A 12,359-nucleotide genomic window follows, 5' to 3' on the forward strand; every position below is an offset into this window, starting at 1 on the left:
GCATCACGACGATAGAGTTCGGATTAAATTGGAGAAATCTTCTTTGATATCATGGCTCTCTTCACGCAGCTGCTCGATTTTACGGCAGGCGTGGAGCACGGTCGTATGGTCGCGGCCGCCAAACGCATCGCCGATCTCCGGCAGGCTGTGGTTGGTCAGCTCTTTGGCCAGCGCCATCGCCATCTGGCGCGGACGCGCTACCGAGCGGGATCGGCGCTTGGAGAGCAGATCCGCCACTTTAATTTTGTAGTACTCCGCCACCGTCTTTTGAATATTGTCGATGGTGACCAGCTTTTCCTGGAGCGCCAGCAGATCGCGCAGCGCTTCACGAACGAAATCGATGGTAATGGCGCGGCCGGTGAAGTTGGCGTTGGCGATCACACGGTTCAGCGCCCCCTCCAGCTCACGCACGTTAGAGCGCAGACGTTTGGCAATAAAGAACGCCACTTCGCCCGGCAGACGAATGTCGTTTTCGTCAGCCTTTTTCATCAGGATCGCCACGCGGGTTTCGAGTTCAGGCGGCTCGATCGCCACGGTCAATCCCCAGCCAAAGCGCGACTTCAGACGATCCTCGACGCCGTTGATCTCTTTTGGATAACGATCCGAGGTGAGGATGATCTGTTGGTTGCCTTCCAGCAGGGCGTTAAAGGTGTGGAAGAACTCCTCCTGGGAGCGCTCCTTATTGGCAAAGAACTGGATGTCATCGATCAGCAGGGCGTCTACGGAGCGGTAGTAACGTTTGAACTCCTCAATGGCGTTGTTCTGCAGGGCTTTTACCATGTCCTGAACAAAGCGCTCGGAGTGCATATAGACTACTTTGGCATTGGGCTTGCGCGCCACGATGCCGTTACCCACCGCGTGCAGCAGGTGCGTCTTACCGAGGCCCGTGCCACCGTAGAGAAACAGCGGGTTATATGCTCCGCCTGGGTTATCGGCCACCTGACGAGCCGCCGCGCGGGCCAGCTGGTTCGATTTACCTTCAACGAAGTTATCAAACGTATGTTTAACGTTGACGTTAGAGCGGTAGGTAGGCTCTGCCGGAGCGGGAACGTTGTCCCAGCTTGAGCGCGACGCAGGGGCGACGCGAGGCATCTGCACCGCTGCGACCTGGGCAGGCGCGGCGACGCTTGCCGGCTCCTTTAGCGTATGGGCAACCGGCCGGGTACCCACTTCAAAGCGCAGTTGCGGCGTATCCGAGCCGCAGAACTCGTTCAGCAGTCCGTTGATATTATTAAGGTACTTGTCCCTGACCCAATCGAGTACAAAACGGTTTGGCGCATACAAAGCCAGCGTGTTGTCACTCAGTTCCGCCTGCAATGGACGGATCCACATACTGAATTCTGTGGCTGGTAACTCATCCTGCAGTCGGGCAAGACACTGCTGCCAAAGCGAAAGTGACACGGCGGACTCCACTCGAACAAAAGTCGATAATAAAAGACGAAAGCTGAAATTAATGATTGTAGACACACGTCGAAAAGACCCCTGAAGGGTGACGTGCGAACCGCTATTTGCGGTTTTTTGCCCCGATCCGGATCCGGGATGCAGGATCGGGACCGCGGATCATAACGTAAACCGCCGAAGAGATCTTCTGTTTCTCACAGATTCTTCACGATTTATCCACAGGACGATCCGAATCGGCTAAGTGTAAACGATCCTGGTGCCGGTGCGGCACGATTTAGGCCGCATATTGGAAAAATTAATGAGGATCGATAAAAAATGGCCGAAACGATCTAATGAAGATCCTGAAGGATCCTTGCGCTTTGTCCCTCAGCCCGTATAATCCTCCACCCGGCGCGCGCTGCTTGATTTCTTGCGTCGACTACCGTCTACTTTTCAAGCAAAAACAGCAGAATTTAGGCGGTATATAAGGAAAGAGAATTGACTCTGGAGTGTACAATTATTACAATCCGGCCTCTTTAATCATCAACACTGAGGCGTAAGACGTTGGCACTGCCCAGCGGACCGACGCGAAATTCAGTGAATTCATTCAAGTTTAGGTAGAAATCGCCATGAAACGCACTTTTCAACCGTCTGTACTGAAGCGCAACCGTTCTCACGGCTTCCGTGCTCGTATGGCTACTAAAAATGGTCGTCAGGTTCTGGCACGTCGTCGTGCTAAAGGCCGCTCTCGTCTGACCGTTTCCAAGTAATAAAGCTAACCCTGAGTGGTTAAGCTCGCATTTCCCAGGGAGTTACGCTTGTTAACTCCCAATCATTTCACATTCGTCTTCCAGCAGCCACAACGGGCTGGCACGCCGCAAATCACCATCCTCGGCCGCCTGAATTCGCTGGGGCATCCCCGCATCGGTCTTACCGTCGCCAAGAAAAATGTTAAGCGTGCGCATGAACGCAACCGGATCAAACGTCTGACGCGTGAAAGCTTCCGCTTACGCCAGCATGAACTGCCAGCAATGGATTTCGTGGTGGTGGCGAAGAAGGGGGTTGCTGACCTCGATAACCGTGCTCTCACGGAAGCGTTGGAAAAACTATGGCGCCGCCACTGTCGCCTGGCTCACGGCTCCTGATAACCCTCATTCGGGGTTATCAGCGCCTGATCAGTCCGCTGCTTGGGCCGCACTGTCGTTTCACACCGACCTGTTCGCAATATGGAATTGAGGCATTGCGCAGGTTCGGAGTGATAAAAGGCAGTTGGTTGACGGTGAAACGCGTATTAAAATGCCACCCTTTACACCCGGGTGGCGACGACCCCGTCCCGCCAGGACCTTTTAATACCAGAGAACACTAACGATGGATTCGCAACGCAATCTTTTTGTCATCGCTTTGTTGTTCGTGTCTTTCATGATCTGGCAAGCCTGGGAGCAGGATAAAAATCCTCAGCCTCAGACGCAGCAGACCACGCAGACTACGACCACCGCAGCGGGTAGTGCCGCAGACCAGGGCGTACCAGCCAGTGGCCAGGGGAAACTCATTACCGTTAAGACCGACGTGCTGGAGCTTGTCATCAACACCCGTGGTGGTGATGTTGAGCAGGCGCTGCTGTTGGGCTACCCGAAAGAGCTGAAGTCTACCGAGCCGTTCCAGCTGCTGGAAACCACGCCTGAGTTCATCTATCAGGCACAGAGCGGCCTGACCGGTCGCGACGGCCCGGATAACCCGGCAAACGGCGCGCGTCCGCTGTATAACGTTAACAGCGATACCTTTGTGATGGCCGAAGGCCAGAACGAACTGGCGATCCCGCTGACCTACACCGACGCCGCAGGCAACACCTTCACCAAAACCTTTACTCTGAAACGCGGTGAGTATGCGGTGAACGTGGGCTACAACGTGGCGAACAGCAGCGCGAAGCCGCTGGAGATCGCAACCTTCGGCCAGCTGAAGCAATCCATCAACCTGCCAGCCCATCGCGACACCGGCAGCAGCAACTTTGCGCTGCATACCTTCCGCGGTGCGGCCTACTCTACGCCGGACGAGAAGTACGAAAAATATAAATTCGATACTATCGCCGACAACGAGAACCTGAACGTGACCTCTAACGGCGGCTGGGTCGCCATGCTGCAGCAGTACTTTGCCACCGCATGGATCCCGCGCAGCGACGTCGCGAACAACTTCTACACCAGCAACCTGGGCAACGGCGTGGCCGCTATTGGCTACAAATCTGCACCGGTACTGGTTCAGCCTGGCCAGACCACCGCGCTGACCAGCACCCTGTGGGTCGGCCCGGAAATTCAGGACAAGATGGCTGCCGTTGCGCCGCATCTGGACCTGACCGTAGACTACGGCTGGCTGTGGTTTATCTCTCAGCCGCTGTTCAAGCTGCTGAAGTGGATCCACAGCTTCCTGGGTAACTGGGGCTTCTCAATCATCATCATCACCTTTATCGTTCGTGGCATCATGTACCCGCTGACCAAAGCGCAGTACACCTCCATGGCGAAGATGCGTATGCTGCAGCCGAAGATTCAGGCCATGCGTGAGCGTCTGGGCGATGATAAACAGCGTCAGAGCCAGGAGATGATGGCCCTGTATAAAGCTGAGAAGGTTAACCCGCTGGGCGGCTGCTTACCGCTGGTTATCCAGATGCCTATCTTCCTTGCGCTGTACTACATGCTGATGGGCTCCATTGAGCTGCGCCATGCGCCGTTCGCCCTGTGGATCCATGACCTGTCTGCACAGGACCCGTACTACATCCTGCCGATCCTGATGGGCGTGACGATGTTCTTCATCCAGAAGATGTCGCCGACCACCGTGACCGACCCGATGCAGCAGAAGATCATGACCTTTATGCCGGTCATCTTTACGGTCTTCTTCCTGTGGTTCCCGTCTGGTCTGGTGCTGTACTATATCGTCAGCAACCTGGTGACCATTCTGCAGCAGCAGCTGATCTACCGCGGTCTGGAGAAGCGTGGCCTGCATAGCCGCGAGAAGAAAAGCTCCTAATCGTAAGCTGTAGGCCGGGTTAGCACAGCGCCACCCGGCAAAGGAAAGTACAGAGAGGGCGGTCAGATGACCGCCCTTTTTATTGGTAACAATAGAGACATATCATGAGCCATAACGACACTATCGTCGCCCAGGCAACCCCACCGGGACGCGGTGGTGTGGGCATTCTGCGTATCTCAGGTCACAAGGCCCGCGACGTCGCGCAGGCCGTGCTGGGCAAGCTGCCGAAACCGCGCTACGCCGACTACCTGCCGTTTAACGACGCGGACGGCACGGCGCTGGATCAGGGCATCGCCCTGTGGTTCCCCGGCCCGAACTCCTTTACCGGCGAAGACGTACTGGAGCTGCAGGGACACGGCGGGCCGGTGATCCTTGACCTGCTGTTAAAGCGTATCCTGACCCTGCCCGGCCTACGCATCGCCCGCCCTGGCGAGTTTTCCGAGCGCGCGTTTCTCAACGACAAGCTGGACCTGGCCCAGGCCGAAGCGATTGCGGACCTGATCGACGCCAGCTCGGAACAGGCCGCACGCTCGGCGCTGAACTCGCTTCAGGGCGCCTTCTCTGCCCGTGTTAATCATCTGGTGGAAGCACTCACTCACCTGCGGATCTACGTAGAGGCCGCGATTGATTTTCCCGACGAGGAGATCGACTTCCTCTCCGATGGCAAAATCGAAGCGCAGCTTAACGGTGTGATGGCCGATCTCGACGCCGTACGGGCGGAAGCGCGCCAGGGCAGCCTGCTGCGTGAAGGGATGAAGGTAGTCATCGCCGGTCGCCCCAACGCCGGGAAATCGAGCCTGCTGAACGCCCTGGCCGGGCGCGAGGCGGCTATCGTGACCGATATTGCCGGCACCACCCGTGACGTACTGCGCGAGCATATCCATATCGACGGCATGCCGCTGCATATTATCGATACTGCTGGGCTGCGCGATGCCAGCGACGAAGTCGAGCGCATCGGCATTGAGCGCGCCTGGCAGGAGATCGAGCAGGCCGACCGGGTACTGTTTATGGTCGATGGCACCACCACCGACGCCGTAGATCCGGCAGATATCTGGCCGGACTTTATCGCCCGCCTGCCCGCGAAGCTGCCGATCACCGTGGTACGTAATAAAGCCGATCTGACCGGCGAGACGCTGGGGCTCAGCGAGGTGAATGGTCACTCACTTGTCCGCCTCTCCGCCTACACCGGCGAAGGCATTGACGTGCTGCGTAACCATCTTAAGCAGAGCATGGGCTTTGATACGCAGATGGAAGGTGGCTTCCTGGCCCGTCGCCGCCATCTGCAGGCGCTGGAGCTGGCGGCAGAGCACCTGCAGCAGGGCAAAGCCCAGCTGCTCGGCGCGTGGGCAGGCGAGCTGCTGGCGGAAGAGCTGCGCCTCGCCCAGCAGAGCCTGAGCGAGATCACCGGCGAATTTACCTCCGATGACCTGTTAGGACGGATCTTCTCAAGCTTCTGTATCGGGAAGTAAGTGCTAAACGCCGGGCGGCGCTCCGCTTGCCCGGCCTACCAAACCTGCCAGACCCCAACCCCGTGTACGCGGAGCGCCGCCGAGTATAAAAAGACGGCATACATGGATTAGGAGTTATAGATAACCGAAACTAATAGCGCCTTAGGGCTGTCCATGATGCCGGACCGGTGATATTGGCAAAGTCGAAGTCATAACGGGGAGAAATCCGTGGTATTTCTTTTAGAAGATCGGGCGTTATAGTGTGCGCTCCCGGCGAACTCCATTACGATATAAGGCCAGACATAGGTCAGTGCTACGGCAGCAAAAATAGTGACACTACCAAGCACTTTAAATGATTTACGCATGATAAGAAAAGTTAAACCCATAAGCCCCATCATAACATTACGGTGAAGTTGCCCTCCACCTTGCTTCGTTATCGCGCTATTCATCACCGAGTTTGAAAATGATCCTCCCTGTCCCCATCTTAGTTTCTGAGTCCTGTGAGAATTGTTTTACAGATATATCACCATCGTCAGACAAACGAGGAAATCCTGGCCTGTACGTGATTCTGATTACACACGATGAATATTCACCTGATTTATTCTTCTGCCCTGCAACGCCAAAGCCCCCCTCCAGAACAGCCTTTATCATCCACACAGATGATTCATTATCGTAAAGGATATCAACACGATCGCCTATCTCGATTCCTGTGGTGTCCATTGCACCCCGACTAATTCTGAATCCTAATTCAACAGAGCCAGCAGTGCGTCTGCGCTGGGTAACAGTAACGTAGTTACTTTGTACCACCCGGCCGCTTTTTGCGGCCATTGTAGATAAAGACATGAAAGCCATAAAAACCTCTTAAGATATTTATTTAATCGCATTGTACGACCGATTAATTTTCAATGACAATTATTTTTATGCGTTTTTATCCTGAAAGATTATTTTTAATTTTACCTACACGAATAAATTTAAAATTGCGATCCCTCTAAACCTTGCGATAAAAAATATAAGTGAACACTTACCAATTTATATTTTGTATAATTGCTCTCTCCTCATTTTTTATTTTTTAAAAATGAAAAGCAGCATAAAGGAGTACCGGTAGAGGTAGCTTAAGCCGTAACAACGGTTCTGATGCGCGTTTACCCCGTATCTTCACTTCTTTCTCGCCAGGAACAGAAACACAGCTTCTTGCGGCTACATAGTGGAGCTCGACGCACGCCTCAATATTCAGATGCAATGGATGACGATCCTCTCCTCCTTCCTTCTATTTCTCACATGAATTGTAAAAGTCCCGCAGAGTGCTTTTTACCCCCTTTTATCCGTGTTAAAACCTGCACACAATACGACATACTGCTTCTACCGTTGCGAGCGGGCTAACCATTATCATGGAGTGAAAAATGGCGACACATTTTGCAAGAGGGATCCTTACCGATGGACAGCTGGTCTCTGTCCGCCTGCCCTCGTCCTGTTACGATCGGGCCCGGGCGCTGCCTGAACACCACCGTAACCGCTACTTAGCCTCCCGCGCCCTGCTCGCCGAGCTGGTATTTATGCTCTACGGGTTAAGCGAGCTGCCTGAAATCATCATCCAGTCCAATGGCCGCCCGGTCTTTGCCGATCGCAGCCTGCCCCATTTTTCATTGGCCTATGTCGGAAACATGGTCGGCGTCGCCATCGCCACCAGCGGCCTGTGCGGTCTGAATATGGCGTTACAGCGAGCGACGCGGGGTTTTCACAGCCCTCACGCTCAGGAACCACGGGTTTTTTCCAGCAACGAAAGGCTGTGGATCAACAACCAGAGCGATCCCAACGAGGCCCAGTCGCAGATCGTGACCCTGCGGCAGAGCGTGCTGAAAATGGCCGGGCAGACGCAGGACGCGCCAGGCTTTCTGCAGCTGCTGCCAGGCTCCGGCAAGCTGCGTGCAGCGCAGGTTGCACCGATTGAGGTGCTCTGCGACGCAGAGGACGTGCTAATCTGGTCCGTGGCGGTTTCGCCCGCCATTGAAAGCCTCAAGATTTGGGAGTTTGATACGAAGCGGGGGTGGCGCGGCCTGTCAGATATTCAAACCCGAGCGAACAATCCCGCTACCCGCCTGATGCGTTTTACCAGCCTGCCTGCGTAACTCGCTTCACTACATTTACCGGTAAGGAGTAAAGATGTCTGATTCACTGCACGTCGTTACGTTACTTGGCAGCCTGCGTAAAGGCTCATTCAATGCAATGGTGGCCCGTACGCTGCCGAAAATCGCGCCGGAAGGCATGACGGTTGCGCCGCTGCCGACCATCGCCGATATCCCGCTGTACGATGCCGATATCCAGCAGGAAGAGGGTTTCCCGCAGAGCGTTGAGGCCATTGCCGAACAGATCCGCAACGCTGACGGCGTGGTGATTGTGACGCCGGAATATAACTACTCCGTACCGGGCGGCCTGAAGAACGCCATTGACTGGCTGTCACGCCTGCCCGCGCAGCCGCTGGCCGGTAAGCCGGTGCTGATCCAGACCAGCTCAATGGGCGCTATCGGCGGCGCGCGCTGCCAGTATCATCTGCGACAGATTCTGGTGTTCCTCGACGCGATGGTGATGAACAAGCCGGAGTTTATGGGCGGGGTGATCCAGAACAAGGTGGATCCGCAGACGGGCGAGGTTATCGATCAGAGCACTCTGGACCATCTGACCGGCCAGCTGACGGCGTTTGGTGATTACATCAAGAAAGTCAGGGCATAAAAAAAGCCCGGCAGCCAAGAGCCTGCCGGGCCTGTTTTTCGCTGTTAATGCGCGTCGATAAACACAATCTTCAACACAAACAGCAGCGCAACAATGATCACGCAAGGGCTAAGGTCGCGGAAGCGTCCGGTCCCAATCTTCATGATGCAGTAGGAGATGAAGCCCAGCGCAATGCCTTCGGTAATCGAGAAGCTGAACGGCATCATCACGGCGGTGATAAACGCCGGCACGGCTTCGGTCAGATCGTCCCACTTCACGCGGGAGAGGCTGGAGGTCATCAGCACGCCAACGTAGATCAGCGCACCCGCAGCGGCATACGGCGGTACCATCCCGGCCAGCGGCGACAGGAAAATCACCAGCAGGAACAGCACGCCTACCACGACGGCGGTGAGGCCGGTGCGCCCGCCGACGGAGACGCCGGAAGAGGATTCGATATAGGCAGTGACCGACGAGGTGCCGATAAAGGAGCCCGCGACAGAGGAGACGCTGTCGACAAACAGGGCCTGCTTCATACGTGGGAACTTACCCTTCTCATCTGCCAGACCGGCCTTATCGGTGACGCCAATCAGGGTTCCGGAGGAGTCGAACAGGTTGACCAGCATAAACGAGAAGATCACGCCTGCGAGGCCAAGGTTAAACGAGCCGGCGAGATCAACGTGGCCGACAACGCTGGTCACGCTCGGCGGCGCGGAGATAATCCCGCTGTAGTGCACATCGCCCAGCCACCAGCCCAGCAGGGTGGTCACCACGATGGAGACCAGCACCGCCGCGTGGACGTTACGCGAGGCCAGAATGGCGATGATAAAGAAGCCCAGCACGCCCAGCAGCACGCTGTGAGAGGTCAGGTTGCCGATGGTCACCAGCGTCTCCGGGTTCGCCACGATCACGCCAGCGTTTTTCAAACCCATCATGCCGATGAACAGACCGATACCGCTGGTGATGCCAACGCGCAGGCTCACCGGGATGTTAGCAATCATCCAGTAGCGGACGCGGAAGATGGTCAGCAGCAGCAGGCCAATAGCGCCCCAGAAGATGGCCCCCATTCCGACCTGCCACGGCAGGCCCATTGCGCCAACGACCACAAAGGCGAAGAAGGCGTTCAGACCCATCGCAGGCGCAAGCGCTACCGGCAGGTTAGCGAATAGCCCCATCAGAATGCTGCCAAAGGCGGCGATCAGACAGGTGGTAACGAATACCGCGCTGGTATCCATGCCAGCAACACCCAGAATCTGTGGGTTAACAAAGACGATATACACCATCGTCAGGAAGGTGGTAAAACCGGCGATCACCTCGGTGCGTGCCGTGGTGCCATGCTCGCGCAGTTTAAACACGCGGTCGAGCAACCCCTGGCCCGCGGCCTGGGTAGTGTGTTGTTGGCTCATTATCTATTTCCGAACAGGGAAGGAAAATTCGTCGCTATCCTATACCAAAATGCGACAATATTGACGGTTATCACACACTTTTTTTCATTGCGTTTGCTTATACGGCATCGATTGCGCGGAGGAATCTGCCGCAAGTAAACGTTAAACTTGTAATAAAACAGGAAACGGCATGTCCCAAATAGAAGCGATTTTTTTCGACTGTGATGGCACGCTGGTCGACAGCGAGGTGATCTGTTCCCGCGCGTACGTGCATATGTTCGCGCAGTTTGGTATTACGCTCGATCTGGCGGAGATTTTTAAACGCTTTAAGGGCGTTAAGCTCTACGAAATTATCGACATTATCAACGCCGAGCACGGGGTAACCCTGGAAAAAGCAGAGCTGGAGCCGATCTACCGCGCCGAGGTCGCACGCCTGTTCGATGCCGAGCTGGAGATGATTGCCGGGGCAGATGCGCTGCTGGCATCCGTCAGCGTACCAATGTGCGTGGTGTCAAACGGTCCGGTGAGCAAAATGCAGCACTCGCTTGGCAAGCTCGGGATGCTGCACTATTTCCCCGATCTGCTGTTCAGCGGCTACGATATTCAGCGCTGGAAGCCGGATCCGGCCCTAATGTTCCATGCCGCCAGCGCGCTGGACGTCGATCCGACAAAGTGCATTCTGGTGGATGACTCTGCAGCAGGGGCGCAGTCAGGGATTGATGCCGGGATGGAGGTGTTCTACTTCTGCGCCGATCCGCACAACAAGCCGATCGATCACCCGAAGGTGACCACCTTTACCGATCTGGCGCAGCTGCCGGCGTTGTGGAAAGCGCGTGGCTGGGACGTCACGCGGTAGTCATGTAGGCCCGGTAAGCGCAGCGCCACCGGGCATTTTACAGCGAATTACTCTTTCGGATCTTTCCCGGCAAGCAGCTTGTCCAGCTCGTCGCCGCCTACGTGGCGGAAATCCTGCCCCTTCACGAAGTAGAAGATGTATTCGCAGATGTTCTGGCAGCGGTCACCGATACGCTCGATAGAGCGGGCGCAGAACAGCGCGGTCAGCACGCTTGGGATGGTACGTGAGTCTTCCATCATGTAGGTCATCAGCTGGCGCACGATACCTTCGTACTCCTGATCCACCTTCTTGTCTTCACGGTAGATACGCACCGCTTCATCAAGATCCATACGGGCAAAGGCATCCAGCACGTCGTGCAGCATCTGCACCGTGTGGCGGCCCAGCGACTCCAGGCTCACCAGCAGCGGCTGGTGCTGCTGGGAGAACTTCTCCAGCGCGGTGCGGCAGATTTTATCCGCGACGTCACCGATGCGCTCCAGCTCGGCGATGGTTTTGATGATCGCCATCACCAGACGCAGGTCGCTCGCCGTCGGCTGACGCTTGGCGATAATCCGCACGCAGGCCTCGTCGATCGCCACTTCCATCATGTTGACCTGATGGTCACCGGCAACAACGCGCTTGGCCAGCTCGCTGTCCTGGTTGTGCATGGCGGTGATCGCGTCAGAGAGCTGCTGCTCTACCATCCCACCCATGGTCATCACCTGGGTGCGAATGCTCTCTAGCTCAGCGTTAAACTGGCCGGAGATATGTTTATTAAGATTTAAGTTATCCACGGTGCTCTCCCGATCAACCGTAACGGCCGGTGATATAGTCTTCTGTTTGTTTCTTCGCGGGCTTGGTGAACAGATCGTCCGTGTTGCTGAACTCAATCAACTCGCCCAGATACATAAAGGCCGTATGGTCGGAGCAACGTGCAGCCTGCTGCATGTTGTGGGTCACGATCACCACGGTGTAATCCTGCTTCAGCTCGGTGATCAGCTCTTCAATACGCCCGGTAGAGATAGGGTCGAGGGCTGAACACGGCTCATCCAACAGCAGCACTTCCGGGCGAATGGCAATACCGCGCGCAATGCACAGACGCTGCTGCTGACCACCGGAGAGAGAGTACCCGCTCTGGTGCAGTTTATCTTTGGTTTCGTTCCAGAGTGCGGCCTTGGTCAATGCCCACTGCACGCGCTCGTCCATATCGGTGCGAGAGAGCTTTTCAAACAGGCGCACGCCAAAGGCGATGTTGTCATAGATAGACATCGGGAACGGCGTCGGCTTCTGGAACACCATCCCCACCTTGGCACGCAGCAGAGCGATATCCTGGCTGTGGGTGAGAATGTTCTCGCCATCCAGCAAAATTTCACCCTCGGCGCGCTGCTCTGGATAGAGGGAGTACATTTTGTTAAAAGTACGCAGCAGGGTGGATTTACCGCAGCCTGACGGGCCGATAAACGCCGTTACCTGATTCTTGGCAATATCCAGGTTGATGTTTTTCAGGGCGTGGAACTTCCCGTAGTAGAAGTTCAAATCGCGAACCTGAATCTTGCCGGAGGTGGTGTCAACCATACTCATTTACTCTTTTCC

The 12,359-nt window shown here is 55.8% G+C and carries 13 protein-coding genes; 8 read left to right on the forward strand and 5 right to left on the reverse strand.

The annotated features are described in order from the left end of the window. Positions 1–3 precede the first annotated feature (3 nt). The gene (dnaA, locus tag NR795_RS17240; protein WP_042393469.1) at positions 4–1,401 is read right to left on the reverse strand and encodes a chromosomal replication initiator protein DnaA; all 1,398 of its coding nucleotides are present in this window, start codon (positions 1,399–1,401) and stop codon (positions 4–6) included. Between the two features lie 608 nt (positions 1,402–2,009). Here dnaA and rpmH point away from each other — a divergent pair. The 5 genes from rpmH to mnmE all read left to right on the forward strand — a co-directional run bounded on the left by rpmH (position 2,010) and on the right by mnmE (position 5,864). Beyond that, entirely contained in the window at positions 2,010–2,150 is a 141-nt protein-coding gene (gene rpmH / locus NR795_RS17245; RefSeq protein ID WP_003849659.1) for a 50S ribosomal protein L34, read from the forward strand. Positions 2,151–2,165: 15 nt separating this feature from the next. Further along, positions 2,166–2,525 carry a ribonuclease P protein component gene (gene rnpA / locus NR795_RS17250; protein WP_042393473.1) on the forward strand — a complete coding sequence of 120 codons (360 nt, stop codon included), beginning with the start codon at positions 2,166–2,168 and terminating at the stop codon, positions 2,523–2,525. Next, on the forward strand, positions 2,489–2,746 hold the full coding sequence (gene yidD / locus NR795_RS17255) for a membrane protein insertion efficiency factor YidD (RefSeq protein ID WP_144818273.1): 258 nt from the start codon (positions 2,489–2,491) through the stop codon (positions 2,744–2,746). The genes rnpA and yidD overlap by 37 nt, the downstream gene beginning before the upstream one ends. Positions 2,747–2,748: 2 nt before the next feature. Next, positions 2,749–4,395, forward strand: coding sequence for a membrane protein insertase YidC (gene yidC / locus NR795_RS17260; RefSeq protein ID WP_144818272.1), 1,647 nt, complete (start codon positions 2,749–2,751; stop codon positions 4,393–4,395). 104 nt (positions 4,396–4,499) lie between these two features. Further along, positions 4,500–5,864: a tRNA uridine-5-carboxymethylaminomethyl(34) synthesis GTPase MnmE gene (gene mnmE, locus NR795_RS17265; RefSeq protein ID WP_257758850.1), complete on the forward strand. Its 1,365-nt coding sequence runs from the start codon at positions 4,500–4,502 to the stop codon at positions 5,862–5,864. A gap of 420 nt (positions 5,865–6,284) precedes the next feature. On the opposite strand, the gene NR795_RS17270 is transcribed toward mnmE, so the two are convergent. Continuing rightward, a complete protein-coding gene (locus NR795_RS17270; protein WP_257758851.1) occupies positions 6,285–6,695 on the reverse strand; it encodes a hypothetical protein in 411 nt (136 codons plus the stop codon). A gap of 548 nt (positions 6,696–7,243) precedes the next feature. On the opposite strand from NR795_RS17270, the gene NR795_RS17275 reads away from it, so the two are divergent. Then, positions 7,244–7,969 (forward strand): 4'-phosphopantetheinyl transferase superfamily protein, encoded by a 726-nt coding sequence (locus NR795_RS17275; RefSeq protein ID WP_257758852.1) that lies wholly within the window; start codon positions 7,244–7,246, stop codon positions 7,967–7,969. A gap of 34 nt (positions 7,970–8,003) precedes the next feature. Next, positions 8,004–8,570 (forward strand): NADPH-dependent FMN reductase, encoded by a 567-nt coding sequence (locus NR795_RS17280; RefSeq protein ID WP_042393482.1) that lies wholly within the window; start codon positions 8,004–8,006, stop codon positions 8,568–8,570. A 44-nt stretch (positions 8,571–8,614) separates the two neighbouring features. On the opposite strand, the gene NR795_RS17285 is transcribed toward NR795_RS17280, so the two are convergent. Then, a complete protein-coding gene (locus tag NR795_RS17285; RefSeq protein ID WP_257758853.1) occupies positions 8,615–9,952 on the reverse strand; it encodes an NCS2 family permease in 1,338 nt (445 codons plus the stop codon). Between the two features lie 169 nt (positions 9,953–10,121). Between NR795_RS17285 and yieH the strand changes: the two genes are divergently transcribed. Then, complete coding sequence (yieH, locus tag NR795_RS17290; protein WP_144818267.1) at positions 10,122–10,787, forward strand: 6-phosphogluconate phosphatase; 666 nt, start codon at positions 10,122–10,124, stop codon at positions 10,785–10,787. A gap of 47 nt (positions 10,788–10,834) precedes the next feature. Here the strand turns inward: yieH and phoU are convergent, their stop codons facing one another. Together phoU and pstB are read right to left on the reverse strand one after the other, a co-directional pair. Further along, complete coding sequence (gene phoU / locus NR795_RS17295) at positions 10,835–11,560, reverse strand: phosphate signaling complex protein PhoU (RefSeq protein ID WP_042393573.1); 726 nt, start codon at positions 11,558–11,560, stop codon at positions 10,835–10,837. A 13-nt stretch (positions 11,561–11,573) separates the two neighbouring features. Further along, complete coding sequence (pstB, locus tag NR795_RS17300) at positions 11,574–12,347, reverse strand: phosphate ABC transporter ATP-binding protein PstB (RefSeq protein WP_144818266.1); 774 nt, start codon at positions 12,345–12,347, stop codon at positions 11,574–11,576. Positions 12,348–12,359 lie beyond the last annotated feature (12 nt).

Origin of the sequence: Pseudescherichia sp. L3 (assembly GCF_024656065.1) — a bacterium.
Classification (GTDB): domain Bacteria; phylum Pseudomonadota; class Gammaproteobacteria; order Enterobacterales; family Enterobacteriaceae; genus Pseudescherichia.

Bases quoted from the DNA above. Each gene is read 5' to 3' on its own strand.
- mnmE (WP_257758850.1), top strand. From the start codon at position 4,500: ATGAGCCATAACGACACTATCGTCGCCCAGGCAACCCCACCGGGACGC.
- NR795_RS17270 (WP_257758851.1), bottom strand. From the start codon at position 6,695: ATGGCTTTCATGTCTTTATCTACAATGGCCGCAAAAAGCGGCCGGGTG.
- NR795_RS17285 (WP_257758853.1), bottom strand. From the start codon at position 9,952: ATGAGCCAACAACACACTACCCAGGCCGCGGGCCAGGGGTTGCTCGAC.
- NR795_RS17280 (WP_042393482.1), top strand. From the start codon at position 8,004: ATGTCTGATTCACTGCACGTCGTTACGTTACTTGGCAGCCTGCGTAAA.
- yidC (WP_144818272.1), top strand. From the start codon at position 2,749: ATGGATTCGCAACGCAATCTTTTTGTCATCGCTTTGTTGTTCGTGTCT.
- NR795_RS17275 (WP_257758852.1), top strand. From the start codon at position 7,244: ATGGCGACACATTTTGCAAGAGGGATCCTTACCGATGGACAGCTGGTC.
- pstB (WP_144818266.1), bottom strand. From the start codon at position 12,347: ATGAGTATGGTTGACACCACCTCCGGCAAGATTCAGGTTCGCGATTTG.
- yieH (WP_144818267.1), top strand. From the start codon at position 10,122: ATGTCCCAAATAGAAGCGATTTTTTTCGACTGTGATGGCACGCTGGTC.
- yidD (WP_144818273.1), top strand. From the start codon at position 2,489: ATGGCGCCGCCACTGTCGCCTGGCTCACGGCTCCTGATAACCCTCATT.
- rpmH (WP_003849659.1), top strand. From the start codon at position 2,010: ATGAAACGCACTTTTCAACCGTCTGTACTGAAGCGCAACCGTTCTCAC.